The sequence below is a fragment of the Paenibacillus sp. genome (assembly GCF_048976745.1).
GTDB lineage: Bacteria > Bacillota > Bacilli > Paenibacillales > Paenibacillaceae > Paenibacillus.
In genome coordinates this window covers 17,842-36,258 of record NZ_JBHGUU010000007.1, presented here as the reverse complement: position 1 = coordinate 36,258, position 18,417 = coordinate 17,842, and the positions used below count along the sequence as shown (strand labels likewise).

Below are 18,417 nucleotides of genomic sequence, written 5' to 3'. Positions count from 1 at the left end.
GAATAATGTCAATTGATAGGTATTTTGAATCATGGGAGGCTGATCATATAAGCGTTGCTTCAGACAGTAGCTCACTCCAGAATGAGGAAGGAACTGATGACCATTAACAGTTCAGTGATCATGTATAAGAGAGTTTTAATCCTGTTTTTATGCCTTACATTAGTTGTAGCCAATGGATTTATCGGGAGTCGATGGTTGGAAGCTGCATCAGCAGCTGCCCCAACAACAGTAACGTTTTCTACAACGGATAGTAATGTCTGGGCTGATGGAATTGCTGAAGATGGTGATGGTGGCTCAATAAATATCCCTGAAAAGGTTTTTCAATTTTACAATATTAGTGATGTTAGTGGGACTATGATGCCTGGAACTCTCATCTATGCAAATACTGAGGTAGATGGTTGGTTTCCTTTTCTGACCACTTATGAAACGGATATCAATATTGGTTGGAAAGGAATGGGGATTAGAACGAGCGATGCATCTGAGTTTCAAATTGATGGATTCTTCTATTCGAACTGGGGTGAGGGGCCAATAAATCTTAGGGTTGAAGGGTATCGCGACGGAGAAAAGGTTGCAACCCACTCATTCATAAATGACGAAGTAATTGCAGATTATCATTCTAAACATGTTTCATTAAATGAAGATTTCGATAATGTGGATATGGTTCTTTTATATTCAACTGATAAAAATAGTTGGCATGGTATTAATGACATTGTGCTTGATGATGCCATCGTTTCTGCTTCAGTGCCAACGATTAACACACAGCCAGCGGGTGCTACAGTTAACGAGGGAGCAAATAGTCCAACGCTGAGCGTAAGCGCAACAGTCAGTGATGGAGGAACGTTAAGCTATCAATGGTATAGCAATGCTACTAACAGCACCACGGATGGGACGTTGATCAATGGGGCAACAAGCTCAACGTATGATGCGCCAATTACGAATGCAGGAACGACCTACTATTATGCGATCGTGACCAACACCAACAATGGTGTAAACGGAACACAGACCGCAACGACGACGAGTAATGCGGCACAAGTCACCGTGAATGCGCTGGTTCATGCAGTAGCCCCGACGATTAACACACAGCCAGCGGGTGCCACAGTTAACGAGGGAGCAAATAGTCCAACGCTGAGCGTAGGTGCTACAGTCAGTGATGGAGGAACGTTAAGTTATCAATGGTATAGTAACGCTACCAACAGCACCACGGATGGGACGTTGATCAATGGGGCAACAAGCTCAACGTATGATGCGCCAATTACGAATGCAGGAACGACCTACTATTATGCGATCGTGACTAACACTAACAATGGTGTAAACGGAAACAAAACGGCAACAACGACAAGCAATATTGCTGTAGTTGCCATTCAACCAGCACTAACGTATATCATTGAGAATATTGCGGATCAAACCCCAGCAGCACTGATTCAGGGCTATGTCTCGGGTAGTCAAGAAACATTATCCATTACCGTGAAAAATATCGGAACGGGTACATTGACTGACTTGGAAGTGACTTCTGTTGGAACAAATGGGTTGGATTTTGAAGTAACACAACCTACAGTGTCGACCCTTAACCATGGGGATGAAACCAGTTTCGAGGTGAAGGTTAAGAATGGTTTGCCAGCAGGCACCTATACTGCGACGGTTCTTGTATCTGCGGACAATATGCTGGACAAGGCATTCCAAGTTGTTCAAGCGATCAACTTGCCAAATGCACCCGCCAATCCTCAGGATCTGGTAGTGACCCCTGGAGATCGTCAGGCTCAGCTGAATTGGAGTAACGTGCCGGGAGCCACATATTACGAAGTTTATTTATCAACAGTATCCGGTCAATTTAGCAGTAACGCTATCACCATCGTGACGGATGGGAAATATCGTGTCGATAATCTGATTAATGGAACCACTTATTTTTTTATGGTGAAAGCAGGCGGATTAGGTGGCTTGAGTGCGGAGTCTAATGTGGCGAGTGCAGCTCCATTAACAGTTCCAGAAGCACCATCATCCTTGATAGCAGTCGCTGGTAACGGACAGGCTACCCTTAGCTTCAATCCTCCAGCAGACAATGGAGGAAGTGCTGTAACGGCATATGAGGTGAATGTTTTACCAGACAATAGAGTCGTGTCTGGAACACGTAGCCCAATAATCATCACGGGATTAACCAATGGGATGAGCTATACATTTACAGTGAAGGCAATAAACCAAGCAGGAGCTAGCGAGTCTTCGTTACTATCCAATGCGATCATCCCGTTGGCACCAACTGGTAATGGTGGCAATACCGGTAGCGGAGGAAGTACTGGCGGTAGTGGAGGCAATACGACTTCAAGCCAGCCACCTGCATCCGGAACTCAAGTTCCGAATCCAGGAATTTCAGGTGTGGATGTTCTGGTCAATGGGAAAGTGGAAAACATCGGATCAGCAACTTCAAGTGAGCGAAATAGCCAAAGTGTAACCACAATAACGGTAGATTCCGTGAAACTGGATGAAAAGCTCTCATCTGAAGGTAATGGGGCTACGGTCACCATTCTGCTAAATACACAATCTGATGTTGTCATTGGGGAACTTAATGGTCAGATGATCAAGAACATGGAGGATAAAAAAGCAACTCTGAAAATTCAAACGCCTTCTGCAACCTACACACTACCTTCTCAGCAAATTAATATCCAAGCGCTGTCCAATCAACTGGGGCAGTCGATTAATCTCAAAGATATTCAGATCCAGATTGAGATTTCGACTCCTGGAGCAGAGATGTTGAGGGTAGTAACAGATGCGACTGAAAAAAACAGATTTACGCTTGTTGCCCCAACATATAATTTTGAAGTACGCGGCATTTATCTTAATCGTACGATTAACATTACCCATTACAATGCATATGTTGAACGAACGATTGCGATTCCCGAGGGAGTAGATCCCAACCGAATCACGACAGGTATAGTCATTGACACGGATGGATCAGTTCGTCACGTACCGACTCAAGTCGTTGTTAATGGTGCGAATTATTATGCGAAGGTAAACAGTCTATCCAACAGTACGTACTCCATTGTATGGAATCCGATTGAATTCCAGGATGTCCGAACTCACTGGGCTAAAGCCGAAGTGAATGATATGGGGTCTCGCATGGTGATGGAAGGGACAGGCGAGGGTATGTTCAACCCAGATCGAGATATTACCCGGGCAGAATTTGCAATGGTATTGGTTCGTGGCCTGGGATTGAAATTGGATTCATCCAACAACGTATTCTCGGATGTAGCTACCGACGCATGGTACAGTCACGCAATCAATACGGCCTATGAATATCAATTAATAGATGGCTTCAGAGATGGAACTTTCCGTCCTGATGAAACAATCACACGCGAGCAGGCCATGAATATTATGGCAAGAGCTATGGACATTACAGGGCTAAAAGGAAAGCTTCCCGTTCAAGCTGGATCAACCGGGCTGCAAAAGTATATCGATATATCAGACTCGTCTGTTTGGGCTAATAAAGGCATAGCTGAAAGTGTACAAGCGGGTATTTTTTCAGGTAGAAGTGATAGTAAGCTCGCACCCAAGGCACATATTACAAGGGCTGAGGTGGCTACAATTGTTGAGCGGCTTCTCCAAAAATCAGGATTAATCTGATTGCAATAAATCATCGGGGGTTATCCTAATCATGTCAGGTGACGGCATGAGGAGGAGGCCCCTTTTTCATGTGAAAATTCTGTTTAGCGGGCCTTCCTCACATTCCTTGTTGTATTTCTACGGCACATCTCGTACAATTTGGTGAAGCAATTCTGCATTGCGTTAATGTGAATATAAAATTTAAAATTACATCAGGAAGCTGTACACCAGAAAAGGGGAGAATCGTTTGGAATCGAAGCAACTATCTAGAGGGCTAAAGCCCCGCCATGTAGAGCTGATTGCACTCGGAGGTACAATCGGCGTTGGTTTGTTCATGGGATCGGCGAGTACAATCAAATGGGCAGGACCATCTGTGCTGCTGGCCTATTTATTGGCCGGTATCGTTATCTTTTTTGTCATGCGCATTATGGGGGAAATGTTGATTCAGGAGCCGGTAACCGGTTCGTTTGCTACATTTGCTCACAAATATATTAGTCCGCTTGCCGGATTCCTGACCGCCTGGAGTTATTGGTTCCTGTGGGTTACGGTTGGGATGGCGGAAGTTACGGCGATTGGTATCTATGTCGGGTATTGGTTCCCGGATATTCCACAGTGGCTACCAGCGCTTGCTGGGGTGCTCATCATTGCGGCAGCAAATCTGGCGGCCGTGAAGTTTTATGGGGAATTTGAATTCTGGTTTGCGATGATCAAAGTGACGGCTATTGTAGCCATGATTGTGATTGGAACGGGACTCATTTTCTTCGGATGGGGGAATGGGGGGCAAGCGATTGGTCTGTCGAATCTGTTCAGTCATGGCGGCTTCTTCCCTGGAGGCATCAAAGGTTTCCTCTTTGCGCTGTGTATTGTAACGGCAGCGTATCAGGGAGTTGAAATGGTCGGTATTACAGCAGGTGAAGCGGAGAATCCGAAATACACTTTGCGTAAAGCGATCAAAAATATCGTGTGGCGTATTCTTATTTTTTACGTAGGTGCCATATTCGTTATCGTAACGCTGTATCCTTGGAACGAGGTAGGGGAGACAGGCAGCCCGTTTGTGCTCACCTTTGCCAAGGTCGGCATTGTTGCTGCAGCGGGAATCATTAACTTTGTGGTGCTTACGGCGGCCATGTCGGGATGTAACAGCGGGATCTACAGTGCGGGACGGATGTTATACACGCTGGCTGAGAATGGGCAGGCACCTGCCTTTTTCAAAAAGCTGTCCAAAGGAGGGGTTCCCCGCAACAGTATCGTCATCACAATCTCCTTGCTGCTGATTGGAGTTGTGCTGAACTACCTGATGCCGGACTCCAAGTTGTTCCTGTACATCTACAGTGCAAGTGTTCTTCCGGGTATGGTTCCATGGTTCGCACTGGCGTTCAGCCAGTTCCGATTCAGAAAGCGTTGGGGTAACGAAATGGCGGATCATAACTTCAAGTCCAAATGGTTCCCGATCAGCAATTACATCATTATTGTGTATCTAATCCTCGTCATTATTGGTATGGCGTTTAACCCGGATACACGCTTGCCCCTGATTGTTGGAGCTGCGTTCATGGCCATCGTGGTGGCTGGATATTTCGCATTTGGTATTGGAAAAAGACAACGGATAGATGGCGGCGAAGAGCGCTAGTCTTATATTCCAGAGTTAATTTTATAAAGTAATTTCATACATGCATTCCTTGAAACGATTGGAGAACCTGCGGGTGATTCAGCGTCATTCAGGGAGTGCATTTTTTGATCCGCAAAATCACAGTGGCCAACGAAAATGGGGCGGGACCAGTTTAAATTCTTCCAATCTCGGTTACAAAGAAAAGAGTGAAACTTTTATGAAAACAATATTAAAAAATAAACTTTAAATTTACACACTCGATTTAAATTGAACTTATTTTCTACACAATAACGTAGAGGGCAGAGAAAACCTGGAGAAGTGAAACGTTCGCCTTTATCACCGGATTTCCCGTTAATTAGGGATAGAAAAAATCTGGGGATAACAACGATCGGAAGGTTACTCTGACCGCGTAGTGACCAGTGTAGAATCATCGCGTTCTATTTATAGGGTGTAAATTAATCCAAGGAGGAATTGAACATGGCTAATCAAGATCAGCACACCATGCAAGATCCAACGACACAATATCCAAAGGCTACACCAGAGTGGAAACAGCAGCAGGATGAGCCGGGACTTCAGCGTGAGATGACTCCTGTTCCTGATGCGGGTGAGAAAAGTTATAAAGGTAGCGGACGTTTAACAGGACGCAAAGCGGTTGTGACCGGAGCCGATAGCGGAATTGGTCGGGCGGCTGCGATTGCGTTTGCCCGTGAAGGTGCAGATGTTGTTCTGGCCTATCTGCCGGAAGAGGAAGCAGATGCGCAGGAAGTTGTGAAGCTGATTGAGGAAGCCGGTCGCAAAGCAATCACAATGCCAGGTGACTTGAAGGATGAAAAATATTGTGAAGAACTCATTGAATCTGCGGTAAAAGAGCTTGGCGGGATTGATATCCTTGCTAACGTGGCAGGTAAACAGCAGTATGTCGAGCAGATTGCAGATCTGACCACCGAGCAATTTGATGCAACGTTCAAAACAAATGTCTATTCCATGTTTTGGCTCTGCAAAGCAGCTGTGAAACACATGAAACCGGGCAGCTCCATTATCAACACATCATCGATTCAGGCGTACAAACCTTCGCCAATCCTGCTGGATTATGCCACAACAAAGGCATCGATTAACACGTTCAGCAAAGCGCTGGCGCAACAGGTGGGTAGCAAAGGGATTCGTGTTAATGTTGTTGCACCAGGACCGGTATGGACACCGCTGCAAGTCGTGGGTGGACAACCCGTCGAGAAATTGGCCGAGTTTGGTTCCAACACACCGCTGGGTCGTGCAGGACAGCCTGCCGAGATGGCGCCGGCATTTGTGTTCCTGGCAAGCCAGGAATCCAGCTATGTGAGCGGCGAAACATTGAATGCGAATGGCGGTACGGTTAGTCCGTAAACGTTGGATATAAAAGGCCTAGGGGCTATAGGTCAGTAATCATAGGAAATTTAAGCAAAAGACTCCATTCCCGATGAAGGTGAATGGAGTCTTTTATTGTTATGTTACTTCTGATCTGGTTTCGGGTCGAGGATGGCATAACTGCCCAGCGTCGCCAATTGTGCCGTATTCAGAAGGGCTTCATCCACTGCTGCGAGGGCTTCGCCGGCAGCTGTCATCAGCTCATCAGAGTCAACAGGTGAGGCGAAACGGAGAATGACCCGGTTCTCTCCTTTTTTGAGTTCACTCTCAGCCTTGGTTTTGTACTCATTAAGGGATGCGACTTCGAGATCATTCTGCACATAATAATCATTGGCATCGCTCTCGCCATCAAACATCGCAAGTTCGGAATCAAGCCAGTAATCCTTATCTGCTATCGTTTTCTGACTTGCAGCAGTCTCATCGTTGGCATTGTACAGGAAGTAAGGGATACCGGAGTTCGTCAGGTTGTTGGTGGCATCGACATGGAACCATTCGTTCCCGATTTTGACCTTGTTCCATGCATGTGGAACGCCGCTGGAAGCTCCTGTTACAACGATACTTTCCAGTCCCGAGAGATCGGATAGCAATTTGTAGACGGAGGCATAGCTGGCGCATACCCCAACACCTTTGACCAGAATACCGTATGTGGTAAACGAGTCATTGAACTGCGGATCGACATTTTTGAAGTTGTTCTGCTCTGCATTCTCCAGCGCTGCATCATCATACTTCGCGTTATCGTTCAGATAATCGTAGATGGCTTTTCGTTTCTCGTCTTCGTTCATGCCATCCTTGATGATGGAAGCGACAACTTCGTTCGCTTTGGCAATAATCTCATTTTGCTTCTTCTGAATACCACTAGCCGATTCATTGTAATGAATCGAAAGGGTAAGCGTACCATAGTTATATTCGAAACCTTCCACACCAAGAATTAATGGATTCTGGTACATCACTTTCAGAACTACATCCGAGAGTGTCGTGAAATTTTGAGCCTCGGGAAAAGCTTTCAACGAAATGTTATTTTGCGCCGCAATCATATTCTTGGCTAAAACTTCTTCCAATGCGGAATCTGCATTGATCATTGCATTACCTGTAGCAGGCTGAGGCACGGTTTCCTGATTACCTTGTTCTACATTTTGCTGTGTATTGGACTTCTGCTCATCGACCAGGTTGTCTTCTTCAGAAGCCATATCTGAAGAATTATCAGAAGTATCATCGGAAGTCTCAGTAGATAGAGGATCAGTTGTTTCTTCTGACGTTCCAGTATCGGTTGTAGACTCTGTAGTTGGAGTTTCCGAAGCGGGTGCTTCTTCTGTTTCCGTTGCAGACTCAGGTGCATCATGATTGTTGATGATTGTTGGCACGTCAGGTGCAGGGACGTAAGGTGTATCATTCTTCGGTTCCACCAGGCCGTTACTGGAATCGGCTACGGTTTGCTGAGCAAGTCTGTCCAGGTCTGCTTGGGTCACATTCTCTACGCGCACGTAGCTTTTCAGAGCGGTTCCTTTAACGTGAAAAGGAATATTCGTTTCATTGAACTCTGAAATCTCTACGTTAGCGGTATCATAGACAATAGTTTCACGGGCTAGAGAACCGTCATTGTACTCAACTGTTGTTTTCTGAGGAAGTAGATCTGTATTCTTTAATTTCTCCATATACAATTGTTCTTTCAAAGCTGTTGGTAGCTGGGAAGCAAGCGGAGCTGTAGGGACACCTCTGCTAAAATTGGATTCTTTGCCTCCACCGATGGCAGTGACGTAATATTCTCCTCGTATACCATGGTTCTGATGCGTATTTATCAGTTCATTATATGTGCCGAGTCCACCTTTCCCGTCTCTCAGAAAATCATTGAAAGACGTCTCTGTCGTTACGGCAACATCTAAAGGCAGACTATTGCTGAAAGCATCCTCTGCGCCAGTTAGAGGTACATTGGTTTCGAAGTTGGTTAGATCAGAACGTTTATAAATTTTGTATTCGGTGGCACCTTCAACCTTGTCCCAGACCAGCTTGAACCGTCTGTCTTTGTCAATCTCATATCTTAGGTTGGGCACAGGTAACTCCGATTTCACGGTAAACGGAATGATGATGGGTTGATCGAGCAGTGTTAGATTTTCCGCATCTGGATCATAGTTCAGACGAATGTAGTAGATTGGGGCACCGCCCCAAGAACTCTGATCTTTGTTCATCATGGATTCTGAACTTAAGACGCCCCATCCAAGAGGTTTAATGGAAACACTATTGTCGTTTGTTTCTGGAATGGCATATACATCGCTTGCTTTGAGTGCTTTGATATCGGTATGTACACTAATAATGTCACTAGCTGACAGGTTACTTTTACGTAAATCTGCTTTAAACTTGAACGTGAATTCTTCATCCTGAGCTACGTTGTACATCGGCATGATCGCTTGTTCCGATTCAGAGCCGTATTTCTGCTTCAAACTTAAAATGGTAGAACCTTCTACGACTTCTGTAGGATTATTCTCGGACGGACTGCTCTCCTGATCATTACTCTGACATCCAGCCAGTAACAGGGTGAGGGCAAACATAATGAAAAATAGACGTTTCATGATACACCGCTTTCTCGTTTTTCTGAATTGCTCTAAAGCTACATTTCTACACACCAAAAGATTATCAGATATGGTTAAAATCCATACTCAAACCTCTTATCGGCCAAATCTCCTATTAATTCCCTAATATCCTTTGCTAGTTTATGGTTATATTGACGCATTGTCAAGGTAATGGGATAGGGTTTAAGTCCTGTAGAACAATAGAACAGATGTAATTCCGTCGCGTATGTTTCATGTTAAAATACAAGAATTACTATATATTTATAAATTTGCGGAACATTTGAATAGACTGGAGTGGCTCAGATGACAGCAGAACAGATTGTCAGATCCTTTTTTGAAGAGGTCCGATCAGGTCGGAATCCTGATTATGCGAGCAGTGTAATGGCGGAACAGGTACTGGCCCATCAAGTGATATCCGAAGAAGATGTCACGGTGACCCGAACGCCTTCCGATTATGCGGATCATGTGCGAGAGATGATCGAAGCTTACGGGGAGTTCTCACTTGAGATCCAGGAGTTGCTGACGCAAGGGGACAAAGTCTATGTGCGCTGGAGACAAACGGGAACCCTTGTTGGCGAAGTGGACGGATATACACCAACGAACTTGCCAGTGATCGAGATTGCGAGTGCGGTATACCGGGTGGCAAACGAGCGCATTGCAGAATATTGGATTCAGATCGACAGGTTGGGCATCGAGAAACAATTGGAACGGAATCGGAGCTGATTTTTTCAGCTCTTTTTTAGTTTTTCATTTTCTGTAAGCGTTCTCGTGTTATAATGGTCCAAGTTGTATACAAGTTACCTAAAACGTTTTCTGTCTTTTGACTTCATATTCTGAAAGCGAGGTTCAGTGATGATTAAAGCAACGGAAGATAATCAGTATGTTGAACTAACAAGCCCGACAAGTTTACCGAAGGCATCCGGATTTCTTTGGAATGAGAAGATGATGATTCATGTGAATTGCCGAGGATATGCTGTGGCCCAATTCATGCAGCCCGAACCTGCCAAATATTCGTATGCGCCCAACCTGGAAGCAAAGACGTTTATGCAACCGGAGCAACCATACTATGCCCATCATCCGGGACGGTTTGTCTACATTAAGGATGAAGAAAGTGGGGAGATCTTCTCCGCGCCGTATGAACCGGTTCGCAAGCAGGCGGATAGCTATACGTTCGCTGTGGGTAAACATGATATTCACTGGAAAGTGATTCAGGACGACATCTGCGTCGAGATGTCCCTGCGTCTCCCGAAGGAGGATGTGATGGAGCTGTGGCGTGTGAAGGTGACCAATCTGTCTTCGAGAAAACGCAAGCTTAGCATCTACCCGTATTATACGGTCGGTTATATGTCCTGGATGAACCAGTCCGGTTCATATGTGGAAGATGTACAGGGCATTGTCTGCTCGGCGATTACGCCGTATCAGAAATATCAGGATTATAGCAAAATCAAAAACTACAGCGACAAAACCTATCTGCTTGCAGATCACCAACCAACCGCCTGGGAAGTGAATCAGGAGAGCTTTGAAGGCGAAGGCGGACTTCATAATCCCTCCGCGCTTCAGTCGGAGATCCTTGCAGGTGGAGATGCGCGCTATGAGACCCCTGTGGCTGTAATGCAATACAGAGCAGAGCTGGAGGCTGGCGCTGAGCAGGCGTATCGATTTATCTTTGGCCCGGCGCATGATGAGACAGAGATTGAGGGCATCCGTCAGCATTATTTTGTGAAACAGAATGAGAGAGGGCAAGATGGTTTCACCGCAGCCGAGCAGGAGTATACGGCTTATGTTGCCGAAGGGCAGGGGAACATTCAGATTCAGACACCGGACGCTTGGCTGGACAATATCGTGAATCACTGGCTGCCTCGTCAGATGTATTATCACGGGAAAACCAACCGTCTGTCGACCGATCCACAGACCCGGAATTATCTGCAGGATAATATGGGGATGAGTTACATTCAGCCGCAGGTTGCGCGGGCAGCGTTCCTGACTGCATTGTCACAACAGCATATTAGCGGAGCTATGCCAGACGGAATTATTTTGCACCCGGACGCCGAATTGAAATATATCAACCAGATTCCCCATACCGATCACTGTATCTGGCTTCCGGTCTGTTTGAAGACCTATCTGGATGAAACCAATGACTATAGCATTCTGGAGGAACAGGTTCCTTTTACAGATAGTGAGCAGAAGGTTTCTGTACTGGAACATATGAATCTCGCGATGCGCTGGTTGATTCATGAGCGGGATGCGCGCGGGTTGAACTATATCAATCAGGGTGACTGGTGTGATCCGATGAACATGGTGGGATACAAAGGCAAAGGCGTATCCGGTTGGCTGACCATTGCGACGGCATATGCTTTTCATGTGTGGGCAGATCTTGCTGAACAGGCAGGGCATGCGGAGGTTGCAGCGGAATTCCGTCAGGAAGCCAATCAGACGAATGCGGTAGCGAATGAGTACCTGTGGGATGGAGACTGGTATGCCCGAGGCATCACGGATGATAACGTAGTGTTCGGTGTGAGCAAGGACGTGGAGGGGCGCATCTATATCAATCCTCAGAGCTGGGCACTCATGAGCGGTGCTGCGGATCAGGAGAAACAGGAGAAGTTAATTCGCGCGGTAGAAGAGCAATTGGAGACACCATACGGTGTCGAAAAGCTCGCGCCCTCTTTCACAGCAATGCGGGAAGATGTAGGCCGTGTCACGCAGAAACATCCGGGAAGTGCAGAGAATGGAGCCGTGTACAACCACGCGGCGGCTTTTTATATCTATGCATTGTACTTGGTGGGTGAGAAGGAGAAAGCGTATCGTTTGCTGCGTAAAATGATTCCGGGGCCCGATGTCCAGGATATCCTCCAACGGGGGCAACTACCCGTATTTATCCCGAATTATTATCGCGGAGCTTATCGTCAATTCCCACGTACAGCGGGGCGCTCCAGTCATCTGTTCAACACCGGCACAGTGCCTTGGGTGTATCGTTGCCTGATCGATGGGTTGTTTGGCCTGCAAGGTAACGCACAAGGGCTTCAAGTTCGTCCCCAACTTCCTGCCGATTGGAACGAGGCATCGGTTACGCGGTTGTTCCGCGGGGCTGAACTGAACGTAAACATGAAGAAGGATGCAACTATCCAGACGCTTGAAGTGTACGTTGACGGTGAACGGATCGAAGGTGACATCATCAAGAATATCCAAGCCGGCGTGAAATATGAGGTGCTGGTGAAGCTGCCATTGTAAAAAAGAGTACGGAGTACTGCTGAACAGTGTGAAGTGTTTCGAACAATCACGAAGACATATTAAAAAACTGCCTTTCCTTCATAGAAGGAGGGCAGTTTTTGCTTTCAACTTAATCAGGACTCGCTCCATTCTTTGACTCTGTACCAGTAGCTGTATATCTCCGAGTAACCCAGCTTGGCGTAAAGCTTCAAGGCAGGTGCATTATTCGCAACCACTTGCAGGTAACTGGAGGTAGCGCCCTGTTTTTTTGCCCAATGCAGGAGATGAAGGATCATCTGTTCAGCAAGTCCCCGATTCCGAAAATTAGCGTCTGTTATGATGTCAAATAATCCAATATAGCCACGCTCGATTACACCGAACCCACACGCGACGACTTGCCCGTCAATCAACAGTGAGATGAAACCTGCCTTTGTATGAATATTGTTCAACATAAGTTCCGTCGTTTCCCGTTGCAGATCATTCACCTTGTTCAGTCGACAAAAGTGATCCAGCCATGTTGTGGTCAACTGTTCGTCAATCTGTACTGCTTGGTGCACAGGCTCTTTGATATATTCCAGACTCCGAGTTTGGATACGGGTCAGATCAACAACGCTATACCCTTTGTCCTGCAAAAGCTGGTCAAGATGATCCGGCTGAATAAACGGAGTGATTTTGAATATAGTACTTAACTGATTGGAAGCATAGATACGCTCACATTCCTCAATTTTTTCATGCACATCCAGTGTGGAGTAGTAGATGGGTTGAATGGAATTGGCACGTTTGGTATACCCTTTGGCAAAACGCAGTACCCAACCGTCATATAACAAGGTAGACAAGGGCTGCCAGTGGTTAAGCGATAGTTCTTCAATGGTTTTGTGTTCTGTATCCGTTGTATGCGTCATATCCAACCTCCGATTTTATGATTAAATAATAATACATAATAATGTATAAAAATACAATAAAAATAGATATATCGCCCCACGGCATGCATTATGGTCGGAGATGGTATACAATTTGATTTGATTGAATGAATAACTTCAGAAGCGGAGCGCATTATGTTAACTATAGAATTAAATAATCACAACATTAACTGTCATATTGAATACGGCAAACGCAAGAAAGTTTCCATCACGATGGACTTGCCTTATATGGTAACGATCAAAGCACCCAATGGTACCAGTGAAGATATGATCCGGCAACTTGTGGAGCAGCATGGGGATGTGATCTTGAAGAAATCCGCTCTGATGCAGCGGGCGCTCGACGGTCCTCAAGCCAAGGAATACGAAGATGAGGGCAAGGGGAAGTTTTTGCTTTTTGGCAAGGAGCACGCATTGCATGAATTAATTCCTGTAGAGGGTCTGACAGAAGAAGAGCTGCGAGCGAATCTGAAGAAGTTTTATTTTACCGAGTGTAAACGCATGATTGGAGAGCGCATTGGAAGTTATCAGCAGGAGTTGAAGGTGAAGCCGAAGTCGGTAGAAATCGTAGATTCTCCCACCAAGTGGGGCAGTTGCAGTTGGGACAAAAAGCTGACGTTCAATTATCGCCTGGCGATGGCGCCAATCGAAGTAATCGATTATGTCATCATTCATGAACTTTGCCATATTCACCACATGAATCATGATCGCTCTTTCTGGCGGCGGATCGGCAGCATTATGCCGGATTACAAAGTGAAAGAAGATTATCTGATGCGTAATGGTCGGGCCATGACGCTATAATTTCAGGCTTAAGCTTGCACAAACGATACATCCCTAGTTGCAGTAAAATAGCTGTTCTGTTTGTCCATTTGAAGTACAATATAAACAAATATCCGTACCACGAATCCATTGATGTATCCGTGGTGGAAGGAGTCCCCGATGGCTGAGAGCAACCATTATTCGGTGCTGGTAGATGAATATATCTCGGAGTTTGCACCCGATGTACAGGTGAGATTACAGGCGTTAAGACAGATTATTCGTGAGTCGGCTCCACACGCCGAAGAGAAGATTAGTTACAAGATGCCCACGTATGCTCAGCATGGGAATCTGGTTCATTTTGCCGCATACCAGCATCATATTGGGTTTTACCCTGCGCCCAGTGGGATTCTAGCATTCAAGGAGGAACTCTCCACGTATAAAGGTGCCAAGGGATCTGTACAGTTTCCGCTGGATCAGCCATTGCCGGAGGATCTGATTCGCCGGATTGTGGAGTTTCGGGTGAAAGAAAATGTGGAAAAAGCCCTGGAGAAGAAACAGAAGAAGTAGGAAAAGATGGATATAACCTGACGCAACAGGTTCGGTGAACACAGCGGAAACGTATGAGATGCCGGGGCTGGACATTCAGGATTTAGTCGGTTCGATTCTGAATTGGTCGAATTGTATTGAAGTTTTATATGTGGATGAGTATAAAGAAATGTATCGTATCTAGCGTGGTTTACATGTGACGCCTGAGATTTGAGTATGGTATAATAAGAGCAGATTAGACGTAAAATGCAAAGAGAGCCGTGCTGGTAACACGACTCCTCCGAGCAATAGCCGCTTTTAAGGGCGGTGGGCTTCGGTAACATAAGGGCACGATGAAATAGACCGCATTCCTTTGCTACGGGGGCGGTCTATTTGCGTTTATCGGACAGAATGGCAACGATGAGCGTACCAAAGGTAAGCATCAGCAAGATTGCTTCAAAAACTGTCACAGGGCATCCCTCCCTTCATGGCGAGGTAGCCGACCGACCCTTTAAGCCTATTCTATTGCTTTGTTGATTATAGCATATTTTGTAAGAAGCCAGTTGTTAGAAGCTGTTTATATGTAATTCGTTCATTAGCTGAAGGGCATCCCGAAACCCTTGTAAATAAATCTCTCTTTCCAAAAGTGTTTGCATAGAGAGTTGTGAATCTTCATATAGAAAAAGGGTTTGATTCAGTTGTTCCGGTAAAGCTTGACGGATATTCTGAAAGTAATGCTCAGATTCTTTAGATAGTTGGGTATAATCAGGCTGCGTGTGAGACAAATTGTTGTATAATAACTCTAAGCGCGTTCGGATTAACGGTTCTGCTAAAGATTCCAAGGATTCTTTCACTATGTACACCTCTTTTTGAGTATTGTGTAGGTATTAAATTCCCATTCGAACACTACAGTGTGCATTATGTTTATTAGAATATACAACTTGTAGTGTGCTTTGTCAACATCACAGTGTGCATTTTAGTTTGGAGGAGAAATCGTATGATCAAGATTCATTTATCTCGTATTATGGGTGAGAAAAGAATTAATATTGCTGATTTATCCCGACTAACCGGATTACATAGAAATGGGATTGCCAAATTATATAATGAAGAAACCGATGGTGTGAAGTTTGATACGCTGAATCGAATATGTGAGGCTTTGGATTGTGAGATTCAGGATATCATTGAGTTTATTAAGGAAGAGAAGTGATCTTCAAAATTAGCTTAAGGCCCTATACTTTAAAAAAATTGGACATATAGACCGGTTACCTTTTCGAAGGGACGGTCTTTTTCTGTTTGTATACAAATGCTGATCTGCACCGATTGCAAGCGTTACTCCCTTTCAGCGATTTTTCAGCCAGAGCGATTATAATACTCACGGAATCCTGTAATCGAAAAGGAGTTTTGGCATGTCTAAGATGCTGCATAAGTCGTTTTATCTCATTTTGCTCGTGTTTGTTGCGGTGTTTATTGCTTCGTCCTTGGTGGTTCGGGCACAGTATAACTACGCCTTGTATGGGGACAATCCCATTTTGGGCATGCAGCAGTGGAGTATTTTTCTCCCGGTCATTCTTTTGCTTCTTGGTTCAGGTGTGGGGTTATACGCTCTGTGTCTGAAACTGAACAAATACAGCCCGAAGGTTGTTATTCCGATTGTGCTGTTATGTTCTCTGGTCATTCAGATCATTATCATTTTCGTATTTCCGAGAGTGCCGACCGATGATTCGCAGACCGTTCTTTCACTGGCCATGAACATGCTATATGACCAGGATTACTCCTCGTTTGAAACGGGTGGTTATTTGCACATGTTCCCGTTTAACTACTCGATCGTACTGTACCTGAAGACGTTGCTGTACCTGTTCCCGGACAACTATCTGGTCATCAAACTATTTAATATTTTGTTTTCAACGTTAACAACGTTCATGATTTATCTTATTTATAAACAAGTGAATGACAGATCCACAGAACGTGATTACGGTGTGTTGATCTTTGCAGCAACGTACCTGCCGTCCTTGTTCCTGAACAACCTGATCTATAACGATGTGATTGCCACAGCATTTCTGACATCGTGTTTATACTTTATCATTCGTTTTGTGCGTGAAAAGTCATGGAAAACCATCGTCATTGCCGCTGTTTTTCTTGCGATGGGAAACTACTTTCGAAGCATCGGTGTGATCGTGCTGATCGCGGCCATCATCTCTATTCTGCTAAATATGCGGAGCCTCGGAACGAAGAGAGTTGTCCTTTCCATCGCTGTGCTGGGTATGCTGTTTAATGTACCAACCTGGACTCAGAATGCGGTTCTTCAATCCTCCGGTGCCGTGAGCGAACCTGTTGGAGAGAATGCCGCACCGGTCTATATGTGGCTGAATATGGGGATCAATCTGGAGCGTTTTGGTTTCTGGGACAATATGGAGAGTTATCAGATCTATCAGAGGCAGGCCAACTACAATAAGGCCGAGAGCACAACATTGTTCAAACAGGAGATTGCCAACAAGCTGTCTGAAGCAAGTACGAGTGACCTGGTGCAGATGTATTACAAAAAGATCATATGGACCTGGACCGAAGGCACATACCAGATGGACCGGTACGGTATCGGCAATGAAAGTTCCATCGGTGCCGGAAGAGGAAGGGGAGGCGGAATCGCAGGCTCCTATAGTTATACCAATGCAATAACAGAGCTGTTGCAAGGGGATTCGGCGTATCGGACGGGGTTACTCTGGATCGTATATGTGATGAATTTCCTGATGTACTGTTTTATTCTCATCCGGTTGGTCGGTGGAATTCGTCGTAAACGGTATGACGAAGTTTCATTGATCCTGGTCGTTCTCGGATTCATCGGATTTTATATTCTCTGGGAGATTAAGTCCAGATACATCTACCCCGTATATCCACTCTTGGTTGTGCTGTCCTATATGGGATTCAAAGATACGTTTGATTTCATATTCCATCGTAAAGGTACCCTGGAGCAATATTCTCTGAGAAATAGGTGATCATATGCGAAAAAATAAATATTTCACATCGGTTACAATACTCCTGTTGTTGGGTTGCTCGGTTATGCTTACGGCCTGTGATGTTATAACTGCCCAGAATATTACCAACACCGATTTCATGCAAAGCATGAACGGTGGCGGCATGCCGAATGGTGGTGGTCTGGGCATGAACGGAGGAGCACCGAGAGGTGGAAGAGGCACCCCGGGCATGAATGACCAAACAGGCAGTCCGGATATGACGCAGAGGATGATGAATGCAGACATTACGGGTAGAGTCATCTCCGTGAAGGGAAACACAGTTACGCTGGCGTTACTTGAGGGGCAGGACAGCGCATCTCCAAGCATGGAATGGAAGGATACCGGAATGGAGATGCAATTGAATATAAGTGATGAGGTCATTATCACGGAAGGCATGGGTACGCCACGCTCGGGCAATTCCAGCCCAAGTGCGAATTCGTCCATTCAAGTGTCTGATCTACAAAAAGAAAACATCGTGATGGTATGGTATAAGGACAACACCGAGACGGTGGAACGGATGATGGTTGTGCAGTAAAAGATGACGGGATTATCGTCATTTTGTAATTGCTTACATTTGGCTTATCGGCTATTATGGAAACAACTGGTTTTTTGAAGGGAGTGAGCGTCATGAAACGACGGTCTAAGATGGTATGCTCGATTACTACAATAAAGGTAAGCATGAACTGAATAATGCCGGCAGACCATCCGACGAAGGGAAAAACACTTTTGTTTCCCATTCCGGTCTGAGATCTGCTGATCTATAGGGATATAACTGCTCAGTTTTCTGGCGTATGCGAGGTTTATTTGCTTGTGCAAATTTCTCATACACTCAGAAT

General features: G+C 45.4%; 14 protein-coding genes and 1 pseudogene. 11 read left to right on the top strand and 4 right to left on the bottom strand.

The window, feature by feature from the left end; translation table 11 throughout:
• Window positions 1-195 precede the first annotated feature (195 nt).
• The 3 genes from ACE3K2_RS14300 (at window position 196) to ACE3K2_RS14290 (ending at window position 6,577) form a co-directional block, all read left to right on the top strand.
• A complete protein-coding gene (locus ACE3K2_RS14300) occupies window positions 196-3,612 on the top strand; it encodes an S-layer homology domain-containing protein (protein WP_421891329.1) in 3,417 nt (1,138 codons plus the stop codon).
• Window positions 3,613-3,838: 226 nt separating this feature from the next.
• Window positions 3,839-5,218, top strand: coding sequence for an amino acid permease (locus tag ACE3K2_RS14295; protein ID WP_421891326.1), 1,380 nt, complete (start codon window positions 3,839-3,841; stop codon window positions 5,216-5,218).
• 456 nt (window positions 5,219-5,674) lie between these two features.
• Window positions 5,675-6,577 (top strand): SDR family oxidoreductase, encoded by a 903-nt coding sequence (locus tag ACE3K2_RS14290; RefSeq protein ID WP_421891323.1) that lies wholly within the window; start codon window positions 5,675-5,677, stop codon window positions 6,575-6,577.
• A 104-nt stretch (window positions 6,578-6,681) separates the two neighbouring features.
• On the opposite strand, the gene ACE3K2_RS14285 is transcribed toward ACE3K2_RS14290, so the two are convergent.
• The gene (locus tag ACE3K2_RS14285) at window positions 6,682-9,162 is read right to left on the bottom strand and encodes a transglutaminase domain-containing protein (RefSeq protein ID WP_421891320.1); all 2,481 of its coding nucleotides are present in this window, start codon (window positions 9,160-9,162) and stop codon (window positions 6,682-6,684) included.
• A 303-nt stretch (window positions 9,163-9,465) separates the two neighbouring features.
• Between ACE3K2_RS14285 and ACE3K2_RS14280 the strand changes: the two genes are divergently transcribed.
• Window positions 9,466-9,885, top strand: coding sequence for an ester cyclase (locus ACE3K2_RS14280; RefSeq protein ID WP_421891317.1), 420 nt, complete (start codon window positions 9,466-9,468; stop codon window positions 9,883-9,885).
• 129 nt (window positions 9,886-10,014) lie between these two features.
• Complete coding sequence (locus ACE3K2_RS14275) at window positions 10,015-12,393, top strand: GH36-type glycosyl hydrolase domain-containing protein (RefSeq protein ID WP_421891314.1); 2,379 nt, start codon at window positions 10,015-10,017, stop codon at window positions 12,391-12,393.
• Between the two features lie 113 nt (window positions 12,394-12,506).
• Here the strand turns inward: ACE3K2_RS14275 and ACE3K2_RS14270 are convergent, their stop codons facing one another.
• A complete protein-coding gene (locus tag ACE3K2_RS14270; RefSeq protein WP_421891312.1) occupies window positions 12,507-13,274 on the bottom strand; it encodes a GNAT family N-acetyltransferase in 768 nt (255 codons plus the stop codon).
• A 153-nt stretch (window positions 13,275-13,427) separates the two neighbouring features.
• Between ACE3K2_RS14270 and ACE3K2_RS14265 the strand changes: the two genes are divergently transcribed.
• From ACE3K2_RS14265 to ACE3K2_RS14255, 3 genes and pseudogenes are all read left to right on the top strand, one after another.
• Window positions 13,428-14,090, top strand: a complete 663-nt coding sequence (locus ACE3K2_RS14265) for a M48 family metallopeptidase (protein ID WP_421891309.1) — start codon at window positions 13,428-13,430, stop codon at window positions 14,088-14,090.
• A gap of 138 nt (window positions 14,091-14,228) precedes the next feature.
• Window positions 14,229-14,615 carry an iron chaperone gene (locus ACE3K2_RS14260; RefSeq protein ID WP_421891306.1) on the top strand — a complete coding sequence of 129 codons (387 nt, stop codon included), beginning with the start codon at window positions 14,229-14,231 and terminating at the stop codon, window positions 14,613-14,615.
• Window positions 14,616-14,634: 19 nt separating this feature from the next.
• A pseudogene (locus ACE3K2_RS14255) lies at window positions 14,635-14,778 on the top strand (cysteine hydrolase); the annotation flags it as partial.
• A gap of 184 nt (window positions 14,779-14,962) precedes the next feature.
• Here the strand turns inward: ACE3K2_RS14255 and ACE3K2_RS14250 are convergent.
• Together ACE3K2_RS14250 and ACE3K2_RS14245 are read right to left on the bottom strand one after the other, a co-directional pair.
• Window positions 14,963-15,043 (bottom strand): putative holin-like toxin, encoded by an 81-nt coding sequence (locus ACE3K2_RS14250; RefSeq protein WP_373888078.1) that lies wholly within the window; start codon window positions 15,041-15,043, stop codon window positions 14,963-14,965.
• A 96-nt stretch (window positions 15,044-15,139) separates the two neighbouring features.
• Window positions 15,140-15,427 carry a DUF6809 family protein gene (locus tag ACE3K2_RS14245; RefSeq protein WP_339304023.1) on the bottom strand — a complete coding sequence of 96 codons (288 nt, stop codon included), beginning with the start codon at window positions 15,425-15,427 and terminating at the stop codon, window positions 15,140-15,142.
• A gap of 143 nt (window positions 15,428-15,570) precedes the next feature.
• Here ACE3K2_RS14245 and ACE3K2_RS14240 point away from each other — a divergent pair, with 143 nt between their 5' ends.
• The 3 genes from ACE3K2_RS14240 to ACE3K2_RS14230 all read left to right on the top strand — a co-directional run bounded on the left by ACE3K2_RS14240 (window position 15,571) and on the right by ACE3K2_RS14230 (window position 18,116).
• Entirely contained in the window at window positions 15,571-15,780 is a 210-nt protein-coding gene (locus ACE3K2_RS14240) for a helix-turn-helix transcriptional regulator (protein ID WP_339304021.1), read from the top strand.
• A gap of 199 nt (window positions 15,781-15,979) precedes the next feature.
• Entirely contained in the window at window positions 15,980-17,563 is a 1,584-nt protein-coding gene (locus ACE3K2_RS14235) for an ArnT family glycosyltransferase (protein WP_421891303.1), read from the top strand.
• 4 nt (window positions 17,564-17,567) lie between these two features.
• On the top strand, window positions 17,568-18,116 hold the full coding sequence (locus tag ACE3K2_RS14230; RefSeq protein ID WP_421891300.1) for a hypothetical protein: 549 nt from the start codon (window positions 17,568-17,570) through the stop codon (window positions 18,114-18,116).
• Window positions 18,117-18,417: the final 301 nt, after the last annotated feature.

Bases quoted from the DNA above. Each gene is read 5' to 3' on its own strand.
- ACE3K2_RS14265 (WP_421891309.1), top strand. From the start codon at position 13,428: ATGTTAACTATAGAATTAAATAATCACAACATTAACTGTCATATTGAA.
- ACE3K2_RS14230 (WP_421891300.1), top strand. From the start codon at position 17,568: ATGCGAAAAAATAAATATTTCACATCGGTTACAATACTCCTGTTGTTG.
- ACE3K2_RS14275 (WP_421891314.1), top strand. From the start codon at position 10,015: ATGATTAAAGCAACGGAAGATAATCAGTATGTTGAACTAACAAGCCCG.
- ACE3K2_RS14290 (WP_421891323.1), top strand. From the start codon at position 5,675: ATGGCTAATCAAGATCAGCACACCATGCAAGATCCAACGACACAATAT.
- ACE3K2_RS14260 (WP_421891306.1), top strand. From the start codon at position 14,229: ATGGCTGAGAGCAACCATTATTCGGTGCTGGTAGATGAATATATCTCG.
- ACE3K2_RS14280 (WP_421891317.1), top strand. From the start codon at position 9,466: ATGACAGCAGAACAGATTGTCAGATCCTTTTTTGAAGAGGTCCGATCA.
- ACE3K2_RS14235 (WP_421891303.1), top strand. From the start codon at position 15,980: ATGTCTAAGATGCTGCATAAGTCGTTTTATCTCATTTTGCTCGTGTTT.
- ACE3K2_RS14270 (WP_421891312.1), bottom strand. From the start codon at position 13,274: ATGACGCATACAACGGATACAGAACACAAAACCATTGAAGAACTATCG.
- ACE3K2_RS14285 (WP_421891320.1), bottom strand. From the start codon at position 9,162: ATGAAACGTCTATTTTTCATTATGTTTGCCCTCACCCTGTTACTGGCT.
- ACE3K2_RS14240 (WP_339304021.1), top strand. From the start codon at position 15,571: ATGATCAAGATTCATTTATCTCGTATTATGGGTGAGAAAAGAATTAAT.